Origin of the sequence: Frankia umida (assembly GCF_023242945.1) — a bacterium.
GTDB lineage: Bacteria > Actinomycetota > Actinomycetes > Frankiales > Frankiaceae > Frankia > Frankia umida.
Genome location: NZ_JALKFT010000003.1, coordinates 101,935 through 123,067, shown reverse-complemented (window position 1 = coordinate 123,067; position 21,133 = coordinate 101,935). Strand labels below are relative to the sequence as shown.

Annotated in this window: 16 protein-coding genes; 13 read left to right on the top strand and 3 right to left on the bottom strand. The window is 70.8% G+C overall.

Going from position 1 to position 21,133, the window contains the following annotated elements:
* Positions 1-13: 13 nt before the first annotated feature.
* The 3 genes from MXD59_RS04365 to MXD59_RS04355 form a co-directional block, all read right to left on the bottom strand.
* A complete protein-coding gene (locus MXD59_RS04365) occupies positions 14-1,387 on the bottom strand; it encodes an MFS transporter (protein ID WP_248823527.1) in 1,374 nt (457 codons plus the stop codon).
* A gap of 199 nt (positions 1,388-1,586) precedes the next feature.
* Positions 1,587-2,660 carry an inositol-3-phosphate synthase gene (locus MXD59_RS04360; protein ID WP_248823526.1) on the bottom strand — a complete coding sequence of 358 codons (1,074 nt, stop codon included), beginning with the start codon at positions 2,658-2,660 and terminating at the stop codon, positions 1,587-1,589.
* A gap of 119 nt (positions 2,661-2,779) precedes the next feature.
* Positions 2,780-3,505, bottom strand: a complete 726-nt coding sequence (locus tag MXD59_RS04355) for a PadR family transcriptional regulator (RefSeq protein WP_225438128.1) — start codon at positions 3,503-3,505, stop codon at positions 2,780-2,782.
* Positions 3,506-3,946: 441 nt separating this feature from the next.
* Between MXD59_RS04355 and MXD59_RS04350 the strand changes: the two genes are divergently transcribed.
* The 13 genes from MXD59_RS04350 to ilvD all read left to right on the top strand — a co-directional run bounded on the left by MXD59_RS04350 (position 3,947) and on the right by ilvD (position 21,124).
* Complete coding sequence (locus MXD59_RS04350; protein ID WP_248810979.1) at positions 3,947-4,354, top strand: DUF5318 family protein; 408 nt, start codon at positions 3,947-3,949, stop codon at positions 4,352-4,354.
* 1,249 nt (positions 4,355-5,603) lie between these two features.
* Positions 5,604-8,411: a transglycosylase domain-containing protein gene (locus tag MXD59_RS04345; RefSeq protein ID WP_308301641.1), complete on the top strand. Its 2,808-nt coding sequence runs from the start codon at positions 5,604-5,606 to the stop codon at positions 8,409-8,411.
* A 19-nt stretch (positions 8,412-8,430) separates the two neighbouring features.
* Positions 8,431-10,521, top strand: coding sequence for a glycosyltransferase family 87 protein (locus tag MXD59_RS04340; protein WP_248823525.1), 2,091 nt, complete (start codon positions 8,431-8,433; stop codon positions 10,519-10,521).
* A 106-nt stretch (positions 10,522-10,627) separates the two neighbouring features.
* Positions 10,628-11,758, top strand: a complete 1,131-nt coding sequence (locus MXD59_RS04335; RefSeq protein WP_372511918.1) for a glycosyltransferase family 39 protein — start codon at positions 10,628-10,630, stop codon at positions 11,756-11,758.
* Positions 11,759-11,872: 114 nt separating this feature from the next.
* Positions 11,873-12,178 carry a hypothetical protein gene (locus tag MXD59_RS04330; protein ID WP_248810972.1) on the top strand — a complete coding sequence of 102 codons (306 nt, stop codon included), beginning with the start codon at positions 11,873-11,875 and terminating at the stop codon, positions 12,176-12,178.
* A gap of 286 nt (positions 12,179-12,464) precedes the next feature.
* On the top strand, positions 12,465-12,791 hold the full coding sequence (gene rpsF / locus MXD59_RS04325; RefSeq protein ID WP_263864012.1) for a 30S ribosomal protein S6: 327 nt from the start codon (positions 12,465-12,467) through the stop codon (positions 12,789-12,791).
* Between the two features lie 63 nt (positions 12,792-12,854).
* The gene (locus tag MXD59_RS04320; RefSeq protein WP_248810970.1) at positions 12,855-13,439 is read left to right on the top strand and encodes a single-stranded DNA-binding protein; all 585 of its coding nucleotides are present in this window, start codon (positions 12,855-12,857) and stop codon (positions 13,437-13,439) included.
* A 50-nt stretch (positions 13,440-13,489) separates the two neighbouring features.
* Positions 13,490-13,726, top strand: coding sequence for a 30S ribosomal protein S18 (rpsR, locus tag MXD59_RS04315; RefSeq protein ID WP_009741495.1), 237 nt, complete (start codon positions 13,490-13,492; stop codon positions 13,724-13,726).
* 11 nt (positions 13,727-13,737) lie between these two features.
* A complete protein-coding gene (rplI, locus tag MXD59_RS04310) occupies positions 13,738-14,187 on the top strand; it encodes a 50S ribosomal protein L9 (RefSeq protein ID WP_175087939.1) in 450 nt (149 codons plus the stop codon).
* A gap of 534 nt (positions 14,188-14,721) precedes the next feature.
* Entirely contained in the window at positions 14,722-17,310 is a 2,589-nt protein-coding gene (gene dnaB, locus MXD59_RS04305) for a replicative DNA helicase (protein WP_372511904.1), read from the top strand.
* A 192-nt stretch (positions 17,311-17,502) separates the two neighbouring features.
* Entirely contained in the window at positions 17,503-17,862 is a 360-nt protein-coding gene (locus MXD59_RS04300) for an antibiotic biosynthesis monooxygenase family protein (RefSeq protein WP_248823524.1), read from the top strand.
* A 28-nt stretch (positions 17,863-17,890) separates the two neighbouring features.
* Positions 17,891-18,952, top strand: coding sequence for a hypothetical protein (locus tag MXD59_RS04295; protein WP_248823523.1), 1,062 nt, complete (start codon positions 17,891-17,893; stop codon positions 18,950-18,952).
* Positions 18,953-19,273: 321 nt separating this feature from the next.
* Positions 19,274-21,124, top strand: a complete 1,851-nt coding sequence (gene ilvD, locus MXD59_RS04290; RefSeq protein WP_248823655.1) for a dihydroxy-acid dehydratase — start codon at positions 19,274-19,276, stop codon at positions 21,122-21,124.
* Positions 21,125-21,133 lie beyond the last annotated feature (9 nt).

Here is a 21,133-nt window from a genome sequence, read left to right as displayed (position 1 = left end):
TTCGGGCCCCGGCCTAGGCCTGGCCCTGGATGCGGCCCTGGGCGAGCGGGGGGCCGGTCTGGGCGGGTGGCACCGCCGGCGCTGGTGGCGGCGCGCCGACGGCGTGGATGACCTGCTCCTCGGGGTAGCGGCGGGTCACCCGGTAGTAGACCAGCCCGGACAGGGCGTAGCCCGCGCCGGCGATGACGACCACGGCGGGCGAGCGCCCGTCGTCGGGCAGCAGGATGGCGGCGACGGCCGCCGCGGCCACGAACGCGACGTTGAACAGCAGGTCGTAGAGGGAGAACGCGCGGCCGCGGTAGGCATCGGCGGTCTGCTCCTGGACGATGGTGTCCACGCAGATCTTGCTGGCCTGGGCGGAGAATCCGATCAGCGCGCCGGCGATGATGAGCGGCACCGAGGAGAACGACAGCCCGAACACGATCTCGACGATCCCGCCGAACACCAGCGACAGCGACAGCCAGCTCGACTTCGGCATCCGGGCGGTGGCCCGTGGGGTCACCACGGCCGCGGTGATGGTGCCGACACCGCTGGTGGCGACGACCGCGGCGAGCCCGGGTAGTCCGCCGGTGTCCCCGGTGAAGTGGTTGCGGTAGAGCAGCACTGTCATGACGAGCACCAGGCCGTAGGCGGCCCGGGAGGCGGTCAGCGCGCTGAGCGCCCGGCGGGCCGGACCATGACCTGCGAGGTAGCGCGCACCGTCGGCGAGGTCCGCGAGGACGACACCGGTCTGCCGCCAGGCGCCCTGCCAGCCGACGGTGACCATGGGGCCGAACGCCGTGCGTGACGAGCGGCCCGCGGTCGCCGCGGCCAGTAGATAGGCGAGGCCGGCCAGGCCTGCCACCAGCGCCACCGCGGAGTCGTCCCCGCCGGCGAGGCCACGCAGGCCACTGCCGACACCCGCGCCGACGAGCGTCGCGATCGTGCCGGAGGTGACCGACAGCGCGTTCGCCCCGACCAGCCGGTCGAGGCCCACGACGACGGGCAGCCCCGCCGACAGCGCGGACAGGACGAACCGGTTGACGCTGACCGAGGCCAGGGCCACCACGTAGAAGTCGGCCCCGGTGTGGCCGAACGCGATCAGCGCCACCAGGACGGCCATCAGCAGCATCCGGACCAGGGAGCAGACGACCAGCACCCGCTGGCGGGAGATGCGGTCCAGCACGATGCCGGCGAACGGGCCGACGACGCTGAAGGGCAGCACCACGACCGCGAGCGAGGCGGCCAGCGCCCCCGCGGACGTGGCCCGTTCGGGGGAGAACAACACATAGCTGACCAGGCTGGCCTGGAAGACACCGTCCGCAGCCTGGGAGGTGAGCCGGGCTGCGTACAGCATCCGGAACCCACGGTCACCGAGCAACGCCCGGAGGTTCGCCGACCATCCCACATCCGTCAGCCTAGGGCCCCCACGAACAACGCGGGCGGCACGGTCCCGCACCCGGGTCGGGATCCGTGTGATCCCACCTGGGTACGGCCTCGTGCCGTCCGCGTGTCAGGCCCGATCGGGCCCCCGCTCAGATCCCCCGCTCAGGCCCCCGGCCTGCGCGGACGCTCTGTTCGCGTGGAAACCGCGGCTGCCGGCTGGCTCAGATCTCGCCCCGGATGAAGGCCTCGACCTTGTCGTGCGCCTCGCTGTCGCGGTACTGCTCCGGCGGCGACTTCATGAAGTAGGACGAGGCGGACAGGATCGGCCCGCCGACCCCGCGGTCCAGGGCGATCTTGGCGCAGCGCACCGCGTCGATGACCACACCGGCGCTGTTGGGGGAGTCCCAGACCTCGAGCTTGTACTCCAGGTTCAGCGGGACGTCGCCGAACGCACGACCCTCCAGCCGGACGTAGGCCCACTTGCGGTCGTCGAGCCACGCCACGTAGTCGGACGGCCCGATGTGGACGTTGTCCTTGCCGAGGTCGTGGGAGAGCTGGGAGGTGACGGCCTGGGTCTTGGAGATCTTCTTGGACTCGAGGCGCTCGCGCTCGAGCATGTTCTTGAAGTCCATGTTGCCGCCGACGTTGAGCTGCATGGTGCGGTCCAGGATGACCCCGCGGTCCTCGAACAGCTTGGCCAGCACCCGGTGTGTGATGGTGGCGCCGACCTGCGACTTGATGTCGTCGCCGACGATCGGCACGCCGGCCGCCCGGAACTTCTCCGCCCACTCGGGTACCCCGGCGATGAAGACCGGCAGGCAGTTGATGAAGCCGACACCCGCGTCGATCGCGCACTGGGCGTAGAACTTGGCCGCGTTCTCGGAGCCGACCGGCAGGTAGCAGACCAGCACGTCGGCCTGGCTCTCGCGCAGCGTGGCGACGACGTCCACCGGGACCTCGTCGGACTCCTCGATCGTCTCGCGGTAGTAGCGGCCCAGACCGTCCAGGGTGTGGCCGCGGGAGACGGTGATACCCAGCGGCGGCACATCCGCGATCTTGATGGTGTTGTTCTCGCTGGCGACGATGGCCTCGGACAGATCGCGACCGACCTTCTTCGCGTCCACGTCGAACGCGGCGACGAAGGTCAGGTCGCTCACGTGGTATTCGCCGAGCTGAACATGCATCAGGCCGGGGACCGGCGTCGACGGGTCGGCGTCGCGGTAGTACTCGACCCCCTGGACCAGCGAGGCTGCGCAGTTGCCCACGCCGACGATGGCGACACGTACCGAACCCATGACGGTCTACTCCTTGGCTGCGATGTATACGGATCTGGGAATCATCTGGGCATGCCGAGTCACCGCGGCGCCGTCCGGCCAGTGGACCGAGTCGACAGGACGCCCCGCGGGGGTGCTGCTCACGACCCGGCCGGGACCTCGTTGTCCGGGGGGCTGGGGACGGGGCTGGTCAGCGGTGCGCCGTCATCCCGGGTGGGGGAAGCTGGTTGCTGGCCAGCGGCTGGACCCTCCGTGACCGGGGGAGTTGCCACTGTGGATGAGCCTGTGGACAACCCTGTGGATCCTGTGGACAACTGTGGGCTCACCGTGGCCGCGGCCGGGGTGGCGGCCCGCTCCGTCTCGATCAGCTCGTTGAGCCACCGGACCTCGCGTTCCACCGACTCGAGGCCGTGGCGCTGCAACTCGAGGGTGTAGCTGTCGAACCGTTCGACGGTGCGGGTCAACGCCGAGCGGACCTTCTCCCGGCGCTCCTCGAGACGCCCTCGGCGACCTTCCAGGATGCGCAGGCGCACGGCGGCGTCCGTCTTCGCGAAGAAGGCGAACCGCACGCCGAACATCTCGTCCTCCCAGGAGGACGGCCCACCCTCACCGAGCAGTTCGGCGAGCTTCTCCTTGCCCTCGCCGGTAAGTGTGTAGACGACCCGGCTGCGCCCGCCCAGCCGGGTGGACGCCCCGACATCGTCGGCGGTCACGTACCCGGACTCGGCCAGGCGGCGCAGACACGGATAGAGCGACCCGTAGCTGAACCGGTGGAACGCGCCCAGCAGCGCGGCGAGCCGCTTGCGCAGCTCGTAGCCGTGCATCGAGCTTTCGGACAGGAGGGCCAGCACCGCCAACTCCAGCACGGCCCACCTCCCTGATCGTGTCTGCGGTCGCGCCCTGGTTCAGGCGGTCGTGCTCGTGCTGGTCCTTCTTGCTCGTGCTGATCCTTGTGCTGATGGCCCTGCTAGACGTTCGCGATCTTTATCGTGGCCGTGCGAGTGTCGCCCGACATATCGAAGCGATACATCGAGGATAGACGTCTACGGACGACTACCGCAACCAGAAATGACCAACCGGCGACGCGGAGATGACCGCGAGGGGCGTAATTCGGGTCACAGTGGCCGCTTCGCCTCAGGTCGGCCACCCGTTCACCCGGCCGCCGGACACGGCGATCGGAGGGACGGCGGCCGCCTCCGACGTCCCTCCGGCGGGGCATCCCTCGAAGCCCTCGCGGAGCCGTTTCGTTCGATGCCGATCTGTCTGGAGCGTCTGCCAGCCGGACGTCCGCGGCGTACCGTTGGAACATGCGGTCGCGGTCGGTCATCGACTACGCGCTCGCCCGCCGGGCGACGCTCGCGGACCTTCGAGCGGGCAGACTCTCCTCGCTCGACGTGTGCGATGCGCAGCCCTACCTGCTGCGTGCGGCGAAGTTCCACGGTGAACCGACGAAGAAGCCGTGCCCGGTCTGCCGCTGCGGCGAGAAGCTGATCCACGTCACCTACACCTACGGTGACGAGCTCGGCGACAGTTCCGGTCGGGCCCGGGCCACCCGGGAGCTGCCCGCGCTCGCGGCCCGCTACAGCGAGCTACAGGTGTATGTGGTCGAGGTGTGCCGCCCATGTGGGTGGAACCATCTGACCCTGTCCTACGCGATCGGCACCGGCGAACCGAAGGCCAGGCGGGCCTCGCGCCGCCAGGCCGCCGACCCCTGAGCCACGACCCTCTCCTCCTTCCCACCAGCCGGTTCACCCTGGCGTACCGCGCCTGTCCGCCCGCAACCCGGCGGTCGCCTCGGGCGTCTGCACTCCAGACGGGGGACCGCGGGTGCCTGATCGGGTCAGGCCGCTCGGCCGCCCGGCGCGAGAGGGTGGAATCTGACGTGAGATCCTGGTCTGCCATGTGGGCGTCACGGCGTGTCCAGGGTCCGCGCGATCCGCGTGTGGTCCAGTGCCGTGGTCCGCTTGGTGAACGCCCGCGGGGGGGTCCGGTAGCCGAGCAGGCCCGTAGCAATGGATGGAGCGGTCGGTGAGCTCTCCCCACGACCCGAGTGCCTATCGGCCCGATGCGGACCGACCCCTGCCCGGCGACGGAGCGCCCCCGCCCCGCCGCCCGCTTCCGCCGGACGGCGCGCCTGCGTCGGACCGTTCGCCTGCGCCGGGGCAGTCCTATCCCGCGCAGTATCGCGATGGCGCCCGGCCGGCCCGTGGGGAGCGACCCGCCCGGGCGAGCCGTCCGGTCGCGCCGCCAGCGGAGCGCACCGCGCTGGTCCCCCCGACCGTCCGAGCCGCTGCTGGCGGGGATGCCCGCGGCGCGTCCGGGCCACCCGCTTCGGTGCGGCCGGTGTCATCGACCGGCGGCCCGGTGCCGTCCACCTCCGAGCCACGACTGTCGCGGTCGCCACTGCCACCACTGCCACCACTGCCATCGCCTGGGCGGTCGCCGTTGCCCGGGTCGCCGTTGCCCGGGTCGTCGTCACCACCGGGTCCGGTGTCGTCCGGGTCGGCGGCGCGGGAGAGATCCCTGCCGCCTGGCTCGCGGGGAGGCTGGGTCCCGGGGCACACGGCACCGGATGATGCCGCCGGGGTCCGCCCCGAGGGCGTCGGACGTGGCGGCGCCGGCCGTGACGCGAGGGCGCCGGGCACCGGGCACGGGGCCGCCCCAGGTCGCCCGGATCCGGGGGCGACCCGGGCCGTCACCGCGTCCGCGTCGGACCTGCCAGGCGGGCCACGTCCCGAAGCGCGGCGTCTGGACGGCTCCGGCCGGGACGAGCCGGGTGCGGTCGCGGGCGGTCGGGGGGCCTTGTCGCCCGGAGCACCGGACCGTGCGGTGCCGAATCGTGCGGTGCCGAATCGTGCGGTGCCGAATCGTGCGGTGCCGGACCACGGAGTGCCGGACCGTGCCGTGCACGATGCCGGAGCGCCCGACGGTGCGGTGGCTGGTCGGGAGGCTTCGCGTCCTGGAGTGAGTGGCCGTGGCACACCTGGCGACGGGCGTCGCGGGATCGCCGACCGGCGGCAGGCCAGTCTTGATCGGGGAACCGGTACGGACCTCATCCCGCGCGACAGCGGCCGCGGTGCCCGTCCGGGCTCGAAGCCGGGGCTGAGCACGCCCAGCGTCGCCGCGGACGCGATGTACGACACCATCGACCAGGCGGCGCTGCGTCGCGTCGACGTGCACGAACGGACAGCCGACGCGACCGTCTACCGCAAGGTGGACCGGCGCGGTCCCGAGGGCACCGCGGCGGAGCGCACCGCGGCCGTGCGGTCCGGGCGGCCACCGGTTGACGAGCAGCGATCGGCACCGGCCGCCGCCACCCGCCGGGTGGCGGGGCGGGGGCAGCGGGACCGTCCCACGCAGCTGACCGAGCGAATGGCCATGCGGGTCGGTGAGGCCGGTGCGGCCGGTGCGGTGAGTGAGCGAGGGACCGGGGCGGCGGGACGTCCGGTGGCGGGTCGGGGCGGCTCGCGTCGTCCCGGCGCCGCACGAGAGGGACGGCCCGGATCCGCGGCGCCGTCGACCTCGCGGATGGCCCGTGCCCAGGCGGGTGGCCCCGGTGGGCCCGACGGCCCCGTGCCGAGCAGGCGCCGCGGTGGTGGCCGCTCGTCCCGGCCGGGCCAGGGCAGCCGTGGCCCGATGTGGTGGCGGCGCCGACCGCGGTGGCTGCGCCGGTTGGTGCTGGCCGGGGTGTTCTCCTCGATCCTGCTGTTCGTCGCCGGCATCGCGGTGATCTACGCGGCCACCCGGGTGCCGCTGCCGGACGAGGTCAAGACCGCCCAGACCTCGATCATCTACTACAGTCCGACGTCGGCCCAGCAGAGCACCGGGGACGAGATGGCGCGGCTCGGCACGGTGAACCGTACCGACGTGCCGTTGTCCCAGGTCTCGAAGGCGATGCAGCACGCGGCGCTGGCAGCCGAGGACAAGCGTTTCTACAGCGAGCCGGGTATCTCACCGAAGGGCATCGCCCGGGCGTTGTACGTCAACCTCACCGGCGGTGATCTGCAGGGTGGATCGACGATCACCCAGCAGTACGCGAAGAACGCGTATCTCACTCAGGAGCGCACGTTCACCCGCAAGATGCGGGAGATCGTGCTCGCGGTGAAACTGGACCGCAAGTACTCCAAGGACAAGATTCTCGAGTTCTACCTGAACACGATCTTCTTCGGCCGGAACGCCTACGGGATCGAGGCCGCGGCCAAGGCCTACTTCAACACCACGGCCGCGCAGCTCACACCCGAGCAGGGGGCGGTGCTGGCCGGCCTGATCCGGTCGCCGAACTACCTGGATCCGGTGAAGAATCCCGGCCCGGCCGCCACCCGGTGGCACGAGGTGGTCGCGACCATGGCCGCGGAGGGCTGGGCGCCGGCGTCGATCACCAGCGCCCAGCCGCCGCCCGTCATCCCCAAGCCCATCCAGAACACCGCGGACACCTCTGCGCAGGTCGCCTACATCCGCGACGAGGTCGTCCGGGAACTGACGGCCGCGGGGATCACGGAGCAACAGATCAAGCAGGATGGTCTGCGGATCACCACCACGATTGACCAGAGTCGTCAGATCGCCTCCTTCCAGGCCGTCAACCAGGTGCTGAGCTCGGCGTACGCGGCGGTACCGGATCTGCGGACCGGTCTGTCCGCCGTCGAACCCGGCACCGGGCGCATCCTCGCCTGGTACGGCGGTTCGCTCTACGGCAAGGACGCCCAGGGTCGTGAGGCGTACGAGGACAACGTCTCGGGGGCGCAGGTGCAGTCCGCCTCGACCTTCAAGACGATCACGCTGATCGCGGCGCTGCAGAAGAACATCAACCTGAAGTCGACCTATGCGGCCCCGGCGAAGGCGTATCTCCCCGGCTATGTGGTGGAGAACGACGAGAGCGAGGGCGGCGACCTGGGTTACAAGAACCTGATCGAGGCGACCGCGGCCTCGATCAACACGGTGTACGTCCCGTTGGGTCAGACGATCGGCGTCAACAACGTCATCGCCACCGCGCGCACCCTCGGTATCCGCGACAGGACGGCGCTGAAATCCGAGGCCGGTATCACCCTGGGGCAGGACAGCGTCTACCCCATCGACATGACGTCGGTCTATTCGGTGCTGGCCAGCAACGGCGTGCGGGCCACCCCGCACATCGTGGACAAGGTCGTCGACGGCAACGGCCAGGTGATCTACAGCGGGGCCGTGCAGAATCCCAAGCAGGTCATTCCCGCCGCGGTCGCCCGGGACGCTACCTACGCGCTGCAGAGCGTCATCACCGACCCGTCCGGCACCGGCCACCGGGCCGCGCTCGAGGGCGGTCGTGAGGCCGCCGGCAAGACCGGCACCTCGACGGACTTCCGGTCGGCCTGGTTCTGCGGCTACACCAAGGAGATCGCCTCCTGCGTGGACATGTTCCGTGGCGAGGGGCTGGTGTCCGACCAGCTGCGCGGCATTCCCGGCGCACCCGACGGGGTGTACGGCGGAACGCTGCCGGCGCGGGTCTGGAAGGCGTTCATGGACGCGGCACTCAGGGGTGTACCGAAATCCACCTTCGATCCCCCGGCGTTCGGGGGCATGGTGCAGGACAACGCGCCGCCGAGCCCGTCGCCGACCATCACCGCGGCGCCGGATGCCAGCCAGGGCACCACGGGCATACTGGGTGGCCTGTTCGGTGGCGGGGACGGCGCTGGCGGCGGTACCGGCACCACGGGCGGTGGTCAGCAGCAGGGGGGCACCCGCGGCGGAACCCGTCCACGCCAGACCGGCATCATCGTTGACCCCTTCGCTGGCGGGTGACCGGGCCGCGGGGGTGAGAATGGCGCGCATGGCCACGACACAGGCGTCACCCGCCCGCGTCAGCCCGGCTCGGGAGGACCCGGTCGTCGGGGGCGCGAGCCAGCTGATCGGCGGGCCGCCCGGCGCACACGCGGTCCTGCCCGGGCGGCGTACCTGGCTGACGCCGCTGCGGGTGCTGATGGCGCTGGTCATCCTCGCGTCCCTGCTGGGCTACGCGCAGAAGGCCAGCTGCCGGGACACCCGCAACTGGACGCACGAGTACCAGTACAGCGCGCTGTGCTACTCGGACGTGGTCGCCCTGTACAGCCAGGAGGGCCTCGTCGACGGGAAGCTCCCCTATCTGGACTATCCGACGGAGTACCCGCCGCTGATCGGCGCGGCGATGGCACTGATCGCATGGCCCGCGGGGCTCGCCTCCGGGCCGAAACCGGTCTATCGGATGGACAACGGCCAGCAGGTCGTCGACCACTACACGATGGACCGGCGATCCGCGGTCTTCTACGACCTCACCGCGCTGCTGTTCCTGGTCGCGGCGTGCGTGGCGGTGTTCTGCACGGCGCTGACCGCCGGTTCGCGGCGGGTCTGGGACGCGGCGCTGTTCGCCATCGCACCCGCGCTGGCCCTGCACCTGCTGACGAACTGGGACATTCTGGCCGTCGCGTTCGCGGCGGGTGGTCTGCTCGCCTGGTCCAGACGGGCCCCCCGGCTGGCCGGTGTGCTGCTCGGGCTCGGCATCCTGACCAAGCTCTACCCGGCGCTGTTCCTGCTCGGCCTGCTGTTTCTGTGCCTACGGGCGGGCAAGGTCCGGGAGTGGCTGAAGGCGTTCGTGTCGGCCCTGGTCACCGTGGTGGCGGTGATGGTGCCGCTGTGGCTGGTCGCCGGCTACTTCGACAAGGAGGCCGACCGGACCAGCAGCGGCATCCTCGCCACGTTCTGGCACGGCGGAAGCTGGCTGCGGTTGCTGGGGGGCGGCCCGGACGGGGCCCGCAACGCCCTGGCCCGTTTCTTCGACCTCAACTCCGAACGAGGCGCCGACTGGGATTCGGTGGCCTTCGGCGCCACCTGGCTCGCCGACCGCCACGACCCGGCCTGGTTCGGGCCGATGCACCTGGTCATCTGCCTGGTCACCGCGGTGGTGCTGATCGCGGTGACCAGCGCGCTGGTCGTCCACCGGCCGGACACGCTGCGGCTGGTCATCGCCTCGGCGGTGGCCGCGTTCGGGACGATCGCCGTCGCCGTGCCGTACGTCCTCCAGGGCATTCGGGACCACGGCCTGGCCGTCCACACGCTCAACATCGTCACCGCGGCGACGCTGGTCGTGGCGGTGCTCGCGATCGGGTTGCTCACGTGGCTGGCGCCGCGCCGTCCGCGGCTGCCCCAGGTGCTGTTCCTGCTCGTCGTCGCGTTCCTGCTCAGCAACAAGGTGTTCTCGCCGCAGTACACCCTGTGGTTGCTGCCGCTGGTGGCGCTGGCCCGTCCGCGGTGGCGCCTGTTCCTGATCTGGCAGATCTGCGAGTTCTGGGTGATGTTCACCCGGTTCATGCACTTCATCTACAACGACACGCAGGGACGCCACGGCGTGGACCGCGGCTGGTTCGTGGGCGCCGTGGCACTGCGTGATCTCGTTCTGATCGTGATGGCCGGGTTCGTCGTGCGCGAGATCCTGCATCCACGGATGGATGTGGTCCGCGCCGGCACCGCGGGCACGGTCGCGCAACGTTGCGCCGCGGACAGTCCCGATGCCGGCCTCGACCCCGACCTGCTCGACGACCCGGCCGGCGGCGTGCTCGACCACGCCCCCGACGTCCGCGGCGGGTGGCGTGGTCGCCCGACCCACCCCGCCGCCACATCCGCCACGTCCGCCACGCCCATCACCGACATCACCGACACCACGGACGCCGCCACGGCGATCCCGGAGGTCGCCGTCACCACCGTGAGAGCGACGAACGGTCCGGACGAGGCGGACCGGGACGCCGACCGACCGGCGTTGCGCCCACTCGAGCCCGGCGCTCTGTTCCGGCCGCGGCACCGACCCGACGCGGACTCCCCCGACACCACCGCGAACGGCAGCACCCTGGGCGGTGGCGACCAGGGACCCGCTGGTGGCTAGTTCCGCGGTGGAGGGCCCCGCGGTGGACGGTCCACCGCCGGACGGTCCACCGCCGCGCGGTTCGTCGGCGCACCGCGCGGCGGTGGACGGTAGGCGCTGGTCGCCGGTGCGGTCGGGCTGGGGGCGGGTGCCGCGGGCGGTCACGGCGACCCTCCCGTTGTGGTTGGGCAGCCGGTTCGCCGTCGCGTTGCTGTCGCTGGCCGCGGCGCGGGCGCTGAGCTCGGGTCCGGCGCGCGACGCCCCGGGACTTCGTACCCTGTGGGACCGCTGGGACGTCGGCCTGTTCACCAAGGTCGCCCGCCACGGCTATCTGTCCCCGGCGTACACCGACCGCACCGAGGTCGACTTTCCCGGTCTGCCGATCGCCATCCGGCTGGCCCATCTGGTCCTGCGCGACTGGATCTTCGCCGGACTCGCGGTATCGCTGCTGGCCGGGGTGGTCACCGCCGCGGCCCTGTGGCGCCTGGCCGCGGACGAGGTCGGCGAGCCGGACGCGCGGTTCGCCGTGCTGAGCCTGATCTGTTTTCCGTACGCGGTGTTCCTGTTCGCCGCCTACTCGGAGGGTCTGTTCCTGGCCTGCGCGACCGCCTCGTGGCTGGCCGCCCGGCGGGGACGCTGGTGGCTCGCCGGCCTGCTCGGCGCCGGCGCGGCATCCGCCCGGATCAGTGGGATCGCGTTCGGGGTGGCGCTGGTGGTGCAGTACGTCGTCAGCCGCCGGGAGCAGGGGCGGTCGGTGTTCGCCCGGCCGGCCCTGGCGCTCGCCCTGCCGCCGGTTCCGGTGCTCGGCTACCTGATCTACCTGCGGGCTCGTACCGGTGGATGGTCGTCCTACACCGACGCGATGCGGGCCGGCTGGCACCGCTGGACCGACTGGCCCTGGTCCGGATGGGCGGCCACCTGGTCGTCCGCGACGAACGGCGACGGCTCGTCGGCGTTCGTCTGGTTCTGGCGCGGTGAGCTGCTGGCCGTCGTCGTCGGCGTGGCAGTGACGATCATCCTGCTGGTCGGACGTCGATGGGGCGAGGCGACCTTCGTCGGCGTGATGACCGCCATCATGGCGTGCACGAACTACTACGCCTCCGGGATTCGCGGCATCCTCGTCGCCTTCCCGCTGTATCTGCTGCTTGCCCGGGCCGCCGCCCGCCGACGCTGGGTGGCGTCGGTGTACCTGGGCATCTGTGCGCCGGTGATGGCCGTTCTGGTGATCGCGTTCACCCAGGGTCAGTGGGTTGACTGATCGGCGCGCGCGGCGCGCGGCGCGGCGCGGCCGGCCGGCGCCGACGTGGGACAGTTCGTCGGTGGGGCAGGTGTCCGTGGGGCAGGTGTCGGTGGGGCAGGGGAGACAACAGCGGTGAACGCCGCGGGAGATCCGGTCGGCCAGGCGACGACGCCGGTCCGGACGGGGGAGCCGGACATGGTCGGTTGGTCCGCGGCGCGTCGCCAGGCCTGCCTGGCCGGGGCGATCGCGCTGCTGGCCGCGTTCGTGATGCTGGGGCTCGCGGTCGCCGACCCGTCGCCGTCGCGCCATGTGCGCGGACTGCTCGTGACGATCGATGTCGTCCTGCTGGCCGGGGCGGCCACCGCCTGGCTGCGCGTGGTCCTCGCCCTCGGCGGGACGCGGCGCGAGCCGACACGGGAGGACACGCCGCGGGACTGACCGGTCGGCACGATCGAGTAGACTCGCCAGGACATGCCGTGCCCTGGCGCATGTGCCCGTTCGCTGGTCAACCCCGATGTGCGCGATCAAGTTCCGCTCGATCGCGCCCGCTGACGGGCTGATGCGGGTGGTCTCGTGTACCGCTGGTCGTCCGGATGTGCCGGTCGTGCGATCGCGCTGTGGATCGTGGGCGTCCGGCTCGTCCATGCCGATGCGGATCCGGAGCGCGGTCCCTCCTGCCACGGATGATCCGTGGCCGCTGAGTCCACAGGAGGTGGGTTCACCCTTGGCACGCCATTACGAGCTGATGGTCATCCTCGATGCAGACCTCGAGGAACGCACCGTCGCGCCGTCCCTCGACCAGTACCTCGGTGTCGTCCGACAGGGCGGCGGCGTGGTGGAGAAGGTCGACATCTGGGGTCGCCGCCGGCTCGCCTACGAGATCGCGAAGAGCCACGAGGGCATCTACGCGGTCATCGACCTGCACGCCGAGCCGGCCGTGGTCGCCGAGCTCGACCGGCAGCTCGTGCTGAACGAGTCGGTCCTGCGCACGAAGGTCATCCGGCTCCCCGAGCCGAAGCGGCCCCGCCAGAGCCGCCGAGTGGCGGCATGATCCGGTCCACGGCGACGGCATCGCGTCCGTCCGCCCTGGCCATCGACATCAGGGAGGGTGGGCATGGCCGGTGAGACTGTCATCACGGTAGTCGGAAATCTGACCAGCGACCCCGAACTGCGGTTCACGCCGAACGGCGCAGCGGTGGCGAGCTTCACCGTCGCTTCCACGCCGCGCACGCTGGACCGTCAGTCCAACGAGTGGAAGGACGGGGAGGCGCTGTTCCTGCGCTGCTCCGTCTGGCGGCAGGCGGCGGAGAACGTCGCCGAGTCGCTGCAGAAGGGCGCCCGGGTCATCGTGTCCGGTCGGCTCAAGCAGCGTTCGTTCGAGACCCGTGAGGGCGAGAAGCGCACAGTGATCGAACTCGACGTCGACGAGGTCGGCCCGAGCCTGCGCTACGCGACCGCCAAGGTCGTCCGCGCCGCCCGTGGTGGCGGCGGCGGTGGCGGCGGGTACGGCGATGGTGGCTACAGCGGCGGATCCGGTAGCGGATCCGGTGGCCCGGGTGGCGGCTTCAACGCGCCAGCCGCGGCTTCCGTGCCGTCCAGCGGTGGTTCCAACAGCGGCTACGGCAGCGGTGGAGCACCGAACGATGACCCCTGGTCGCAGCAGCCGGCCGGTGGCTACTCAGACGAGCCTCCGTTTTGAGCGGGCGGTCGTCGTCATCGAGGACGGCACAACGAGGTAGGAGCACATCCATGGCCAAGGCGGCCGTGCGCAAGCCCAAGAAGAAGGTTTGCGTGTTCTGCAAGGACAAGGTCGAGTACATCGACTTCAAGGACACGTCGCTGCTGCGTAAGTACATCTCCGACCGAGGCAAGATCCGCGCGCGTCGGGTGAGCGGCAACTGCAGCCAGCACCAGCGTGACGTCGCCACCGCGGTGAAGAACAGCCGCGAGATGGCGCTGCTGCCCTACACCGCCTCGGCGCGGTAGGGGGTTCCTCGATGAAGCTCATCCTGACTCAGGAGGTCCCCGGGCTCGGCAGCCCGGGTGACATCGTCGAGGTAGCGAACGGCTACGGGCGCAACTTCCTGGTGCCGCGCAAGTACGCGATCCTCGCGACCCGGGGCGCGGAGCGCCAGGTCGAGCAGATCAAGCGGGCCCGGTCGGCTCGGGCGGTCCGCGACCTGGACCACGCCAACGAGATCGCCGGCCAGCTCGGCGGGCTCAAGGTCGAGCTGACCACCCGGGCGGGCAAGGAAGGCCGGTTGTTCGGTTCGGTCACGGCGGCCGACGTCGTCGCGGCTGTCACCGCGGCCGGCGGCCCCGAGCTGGACCGTCGTCGGGTCGACCTGACCACGCCGATCAAGACCCTCGGCGCGCACACCGTCTCGGTGCACCTGCACCCCGAGGTGACCGCGTCGCTGAAGGTCCAGGTCCGCAAGGCCTCCTAGCCGGCTGCCTGGCTCTGTTGTCCACAGGGCCCGGTGACCGGTTTCGCCGTCGGGCCCCCGCACGTGGGGGCCCGACGCACAGGCACCAGCGAACTCCCCCGGGGTCGCCGCACCGCGCCGGTGCGGCCCCGGGGGAGTTCCGCGTTGCGGGAAAAGATCGGGGAGTTCGGGGAGGTCAGCGGCGTTTGGGCCGCGCTCGCCCGAAAATTTTTCCATGGATTGTTATCCACATGTCCGGCGCGGAAGGTGCGCGGTGTAGCTGGACTTCCGCCACCTTGCGGGGATCGTTGTCCACAGCTACGCACCAACTGTCCCGAGCTTCTCCCCAGGATCCGGCCCGTTGTCCACATCTTATCCACAAGGCCCTGTGGATAACTCTTTGGCGGTGGTGGCTGCGATCCGTAGGGTCAGGCCCTGGCACACCGCTCGGCGTGCCAGGTTGACCACCTCCCCAGAGTATACGAACATATGTTCGATACATGGGTGCGGTCAGATCGGAGCCGACTGGCCCGGTCGATTCGGGAGGGGGGCCTCGTGAGCGTCACCGAGATCTCGCGCGGCGCGGGCGGTCCCGCGGAGTTCGACCGGACCCCGCCGCACGACCTCCCCGCCGAGCAGAGCGTGCTCGGCGGCATGCTGCTGTCGAAGGACGCGATCGCCGACGTCGTCGAGGTCCTGCGGATGACGGATTTCTACCGCCCGGCGCACGGCCTCATCTACGAGGTCATCGGTGATCTCTACGGCCGCGGCGAGCCGGCCGACGTGATCAGCGCGGCGGCCGAACTCGGCCGCCGCGACATGCTGGAGCGCGTCGGCGGCCCGGGTTATCTGCACACGCTGATCTCCAGCGTGCCCACCGCGGCGAACGCCGGTTACTACGCCCGCATCGTCGGCGAGCAGGCGATCCTGCGCCGCCTCGCCGAGGCCGGCACCCGCATCGTGCAGCTCGCCTTCGGCGCCGCGCCCGACGTCACCGATGTCGTCGACCGGGCCCAGGCCGCCGTCTACGAGGTCACCGAGCGGCGCACGAACGATGACTATCTCCCGCTGGGCGACCTGCTCAACCCCGCCCTGGAGGAGATCGAGTCGATCGCGGGGCACGAGGGCTCGCTCACCGGTGTGCCGACCGGTTTCACCGACCTCGACGAGCTCACCAACGGCCTGCACGGCGGCCAGCTGTGGATCGTCGCGGCCCGCCCGGCCGTGGGCAAGGCGTTGGCGCTTGACACACCGCTACCCACGCCGAGTGGTTGGACGACGATGGGCCGCGTGGCCGTCGGTGACCAGCTGATCGGCGCCGATGGCCGGCCAACGCGGGTTGTGGCCGCCACCGAGGTGATGCACGGCCGGCCCTGCTACGAGGTCGAGTTCTCCGACGGGTCCGTGATCGTGGCTGACGCCCAGCACCAGTGGATCACCGAGACGAGGGCGGATCGCCGTCGCGTCATCGCGGATCGATCTGGCGGCCAGGTCCGAACTCTCACCCGGCCGGTCACGACGGAAGAGATCGCACGCACCCTCCGTTGCCAGACGGCGGATGGTCGAGCCAACCACGCGGTGCGCAACGCCCGTCCTTTTCAGCTGCCGGCTGTCGAGCTCCCCCTGGACCCCTACCTGCTCGGGGCGTGGCTCGGTGATGACACGTCCGCCGCGGCCACGCTGACCTCCGCGGATCCCGAGATTCCCGCGGAGATCCAACGGCGTGGTTATGACGTGCCAGCCAGCACCACGGCCAGGTATCGATACGGGCTGCAACGTCGTCGAGCGTCGCCGCAGGAGCGGACGTGCATGGTGTGTGGCCGTGCCTTCAGCAACGCGATGCCGCAGGTACGCACCTGTGGCCAGTCCTGCGGTGGCAAACTGCGCTTCCTCGCGGAGCCGCTGGCACCTCGTGCGTGCGTGGACTGCGGTGGGCGCATCACAAGCTATGGTCCGCGTTGCCGCTCCTGCCATGCGCGGGGCGGAACAGTGCAGGCCCGGCTGCGTTCGTTGGGCGTGCTGGGAAACAAGCACATTCCGGCTTCCTACCTGCGGGCCTCAGAGCAGCAGCGGCGCGATCTTCTGGCCGGCCTGCTGGACACCGACGGCACCATGTCAGCCAACGGATCGACTGCCCAGTACGCGTCGACCAGCGCGCGACTTGCCCGAGATGTCCGTGAGCTCATCCTTTCGCTGGGATACCGGGCCACCATCTCGACCAGGCGGGTGCGGGGTAGCTCGGAAGCGAGTTCCACCTGTTATTCGATCAGTTTTGCGCCTCAGGACCAGGTCTTTCGGCTGGCCCGCAAGGCACAGCGGCTGCAGCCGACCGATTTTCCGGGGGTCGGGCTGCGCTACATCACAGCCGTCCGGCCGATCCCGTCAGCGCCGGTCCGCTGTGTCGAGGTCGATAACGCGGAGCATCTCTACCTGGCAGGTGAGGCCTGTATTCCGACGCACAACTCGACTCTGGGTCTCGATTTCGCCCGCGCGGCGTCGATCAAGAACGGGATGACCTCGGTCATCTTCTCGTTGGAGATGAGCCGCATGGAGATCACCATGCGGCTGCTCTCCGCCGAGGCGCGGGTGTCGCTGCAGAACATCCGCACCGGTCGGCTCACCGAGGAGGACTGGGGTCGCCTGGCCCGTCGGATGGGTGAGGTGGCCGAGGCGCCGCTGTTCATCGACGACAGCCCGCACCTGACGATGATGGAGATCCGCGCCAAGGCCCGCCGGCTCAAGCAGCGCAACGATCTGCGTCTGGTCATCCTCGACTACCTGCAGCTCATGTCGTCGCCGAAGAAGGTCGAAAGCCGCCAGCAGGAGGTCAGTGAGATCTCCCGGTCACTGAAGCTGCTGGCCAAGGAGCTCGAGGTGCCGGTCGTCGCCATCTCGCAGCTCAACCGTGCCTCCGAGCAGCGCGCCGACAAACGCCCCCAGGTCTCCGACCTGCGCGAGTCCGGCAGCCTCGAGCAGGACGCCGACGCGGTCATCCTGCTCTACCGGGAGGACGCGGTGGAGAAGGAATCCGCCCGTGCCGGCGAAGCGGATCTGATCATCGCCAAGCACCGTAACGGCCCGACCGGCACCGTCACCGTCGCCTTCCAGGGGCACTACTCCCGCTTCGTCGACATGGCCAACTGACGCGGCCCCGCCGGCCCGGCCGGGTTCCGGTCGCGCCTGCCTGCCCGGCTCACCGGTCGGGTCGCTGCCGGTTGTGCCCGGATGTCCGCCGTGGTGCCCACCGGCCGCCGCCGCGGTGACACACTGGACGCACCATGACCTGGGTGGCCGGCCAGGCCACCGGCCCGACTGTGGGACGCGAGGAGATGCCAGGTGAGTGACGACGCGAGCGGCGCGGTCGTGCAGGACTCCCCGCCACCGGCCACGTCGGCCGTGCTCGAGGTCGCCCGGTTCGCGATCCGGCCTGGCACCGAGCGGGCCTTCGAGGTCGCCTTCGGGCAGGTGCGGTCCGAGCTGCTGGGCACCTCCGGCTGCCGCGGCGCCCGGATGACCCGTGGTGTCGAGTCGCCGTCGACCTTCGTGTTGCTCGTCGAATGGGACACCCTCGACGCGCACCTGGTGAACTTTCGGGAGTCCGAGTCGTTCGTCCGGTGGCGGGCGGCCCTCGGGCCGTACTTCGCCGCGCCGCCGGATGTCGCGCACTTCGCCGACGTCCGACCGGATCCGTCCTGATCTCGGCTGACCGGGCCGGCCCCTGACCATGGCGAACTTCTTTGGCTTTCTGGTCGTCGCGCCGATGATGGCGGCGATCATCGGTTTCGGTATCTGGCTGTTCCCGGCGATCCTGATGCGCGACCGTGTTCGCGAGTTCCGCATCCGGCCGTTCGCCTTCTTCGTCACCGGCTATGCCGCCACTTTCCTGCTGAGCATCTACCAGATCTTCGCCGTTCACTCGGTGGGCCCCTTCGCCGGCACGGTCGCCTCGCTCGGGCTTGTCTGGGTGATCCGCGACCAGTGGCGTCGGCGTCGGCCGCCCTCCGATCAGCGCAAGGCCGCCGGACCACAGCAGCCCGGCCAGGCGGGGCCCGTCGGCTATCCTGGTCAGCCCGGCTTCCCTGGTCAGCCCGGCTTCCCGGCAGGTCAGTCTGGCTATCCGGGTCAGTCTGGCTTCCCGGGTCAGCCCGGTTATCCGGGTCAGTCTGGCTTCCCGGGTCAGCCTGGCTATCCGGGGCAGAGCGGGCCGCCGGGTTATCCCGGCTACCCGGCGGGTCAACCGGGATTCACGGGCCAGCCAGGTTACGGAGGCCAGCCCGGGACCGGTGGTTTTCCGGGTCAGGCCGTGCCCCCAGGTCAGGCGCTGCCCCCGGGGCAGGCCGGCTCGCCCGGCCAGGCGGACGGGGCGGGACGGCCGTCCGGGCATGGAGCAGGGGCTGCTGATCGCGGCGGCTCGGAGACGCACGAGAACGCGTCCACAGGGTCCGGGGAATCCCGGCCGGCGGGCGTCGACCCGGCCCCGGAGTTGCCGCCACTCGACGAGATTCCGGAGATCCCGGACTTTCTGCCCGACTTTGATGCGCTGCCTGCCGCTCCCGACCCGCGGCGACCCGGCGGTTCCTCGTCTCGAGGCCCGAGCGGGGAGCGCCGCGAACCCGGCAAGGATGAGGGAACGTCCGCCGGCCAGAGCGATCCCGGCGCCGGACCCGGGCCGGCCGCCGACGGTCGCGGGTCCGGACGGCGGATCGCCGGCTATCCCTTCGCGGCTCCCCCTCCTGACGGGGCTGGTGGCACGCCGCCGCCGGATCCGATGGACCCGGACGACTGACGCCGCCACCGCCTTACTCCGCAACCGGTCCGAAGCAGGATCCGTCCGCGACCGTCCGGAGCAGGATCCGTCCACGCGGGTCGTCGCAGGAACAGGCCAACGGGATCGCTGGTCCCGGAAGATCTGTCAGGGGCGTGCGGCAACGTGATGGCGGGTCGCGTCGTCACGTCCGCCATGTGGCGTACCGTCGGGTCATCACCCATGACCGCGTCAGCGGCCGATCCGGACCATTGCGCGACGTGGCCCGTGGCCCGTGGCTGTCGGCCCTGGTCGGTGTCGGTCGGGGTGATGCCCGTTGCCGATGTGATGCCCGAGGTCGAGATGCCTGCACTGCGTTCCCGAACGACCACGCACGGCCGGAACATGGCTGGTGCCCGTGCCCTGTGGCGGGCGACCGGCATGACCGACGACGACTTCGGTAAGCCGATCATCGCGGTAGCGAACAGCTTCACCGAGTTCGTCCCGGGGCATGTGCACCTGCGCAACCTCGGTCAGCTGGTGGCCGGCGCCGTGGCGGAGTCCGGTGGGGTGGCGCGTGAGTTCAACACGATCGCGGTGGACGACGGAATCGCGATGGGGCACGGCGGGATGCTGTACTCGCTGCCGTCCCGGGAGCTGATCGCGGACAGCGTCGAGTACATGGTGAACGCGCACTGCGCGGACGCGCTGGTCTGCATCTCCAACTGCGACAAGATCACGCCTGGGATGCTGCTCGCGGCGATGCGGCTCAACATTCCCACGGTGTTCGTCTCCGGCGGCGCGATGGAGTCCGGCAACGCGGTGATCTCCGGGGGCACGGCGCGGGCGAAGGTCGACCTGATCACGGCGATGTCGGCGGCGGTCAGCCCGGATGTCTCCGACGACGACCTGTCGTCGATCGAGCGGTCGGCCTGCCCGACCTGCGGCTCGTGTTCGGGCATGTTCACCGCGAACTCGATGAACTGCCTGACCGAGGCCATCGGACTGTCACTGCCGGGCAACGGGTCGACCCTGGCCACGTCGGCGGCGCGGCGCGAGCTGTTCCTCGAGGCCGGCCGGGTGATCGTCGATCTGGCCCGGCGGTACTACGAGAAGGACGACGAGGCTGTCCTGCCGCGATCGATCGCGTCCGTGGCGGCGTTCCGCAACGCCTTCGCCGTGGATGTGGCGATGGGCGGGTCGACGAACACCGTGCTGCACCTGCTCGCCGCCGCGGTCGAGGCCGGTGTCGGTGTCACGCTCGCCGACATCGACGAGATCTCCCGGCGCGTGCCGTGTCTGTCCAAGGTGGCCCCCAGCTCCACGCTCTACCACATGGAGGACGTCCACCGGGCCGGCGGAATCCCGGCCATCCTCGGTGAACTCGACCGGGCCGGCCTGGTCGACCCGAGCACCCACTCGGTGCACGCGGCGAACCTGCGTGAGTTCCTCGACCGCTGGGACATCCGCGGGGCGAATCCGTCGCCGGACGCGATCGAGCTGTTCCACGCCGCTCCCGGCGGGGTGCGCACGATCGAGCCGTTCAGCTCGACGAACCGCTGGGAGTCCCTCGACACCGACGCCGAGAACGGCTGCATCCGTTCGGTCGAGCACGCCTATTCGTCGGAGGGCGGCCTCGCGGTGCTGTTCGGCAACCTCGCCGTCGACGGCGCCGTGGTGAAGACCGCCGGGGTCGACGAAAGTCAGTGGACGTTCCGCGGCCCGGCCCTGGTCGTCGAAAGCCAGGAGGACGCGGTCGACGCGATCCTGACCAAGCGGGTCAAGGCCGGTGACGTCATCATCGTCCGCTACGAGGGGCCCCGCGGCGGTCCGGGCATGCAGGAGATGCTGTACCCGACGGCGTTCCTGAAGGGCCGTGGCCTCGGTCCGAAGTGCGCGCTGATCACGGACGGGCGGTTCTCCGGCGGGAGTTCGGGCCTGTCGATCGGGCACGTCTCGCCGGAGGCGGCGCACGGCGGCACGATCGCCCTGGTTCGCGATGGCGACATCATCGAGATCGACATCCCGACGCGGCGTCTGGAACTGCTCGTGTCGGGCGAGGAACTGGCCCGGCGGCGAACCGAGCAGGAAGCCGCCGGTGGCTACCGGCCGGTGGGCCGGGAGCGGCCGGTCTCCGCGGCGCTGCGTGCCTACGCGGCCATGGCCACCTCCGCCTCGACCGGGGCCGCACGGGACGTCTCCCTGCTCGGCTGATCCTGATCC

Bases quoted from the DNA above. Each gene is read 5' to 3' on its own strand.
- MXD59_RS04340 (WP_248823525.1), top strand. From the start codon at position 8,431: ATGGCGCGCATGGCCACGACACAGGCGTCACCCGCCCGCGTCAGCCCG.
- ilvD (WP_248823655.1), top strand. From the start codon at position 19,274: ATGCCTGCACTGCGTTCCCGAACGACCACGCACGGCCGGAACATGGCT.
- MXD59_RS04320 (WP_248810970.1), top strand. From the start codon at position 12,855: ATGGCCGGTGAGACTGTCATCACGGTAGTCGGAAATCTGACCAGCGAC.
- rpsR (WP_009741495.1), top strand. From the start codon at position 13,490: ATGGCCAAGGCGGCCGTGCGCAAGCCCAAGAAGAAGGTTTGCGTGTTC.
- MXD59_RS04350 (WP_248810979.1), top strand. From the start codon at position 3,947: ATGCGGTCGCGGTCGGTCATCGACTACGCGCTCGCCCGCCGGGCGACG.
- MXD59_RS04360 (WP_248823526.1), bottom strand. From the start codon at position 2,660: ATGGGTTCGGTACGTGTCGCCATCGTCGGCGTGGGCAACTGCGCAGCC.
- MXD59_RS04295 (WP_248823523.1), top strand. From the start codon at position 17,891: ATGGCGAACTTCTTTGGCTTTCTGGTCGTCGCGCCGATGATGGCGGCG.
- rplI (WP_175087939.1), top strand. From the start codon at position 13,738: ATGAAGCTCATCCTGACTCAGGAGGTCCCCGGGCTCGGCAGCCCGGGT.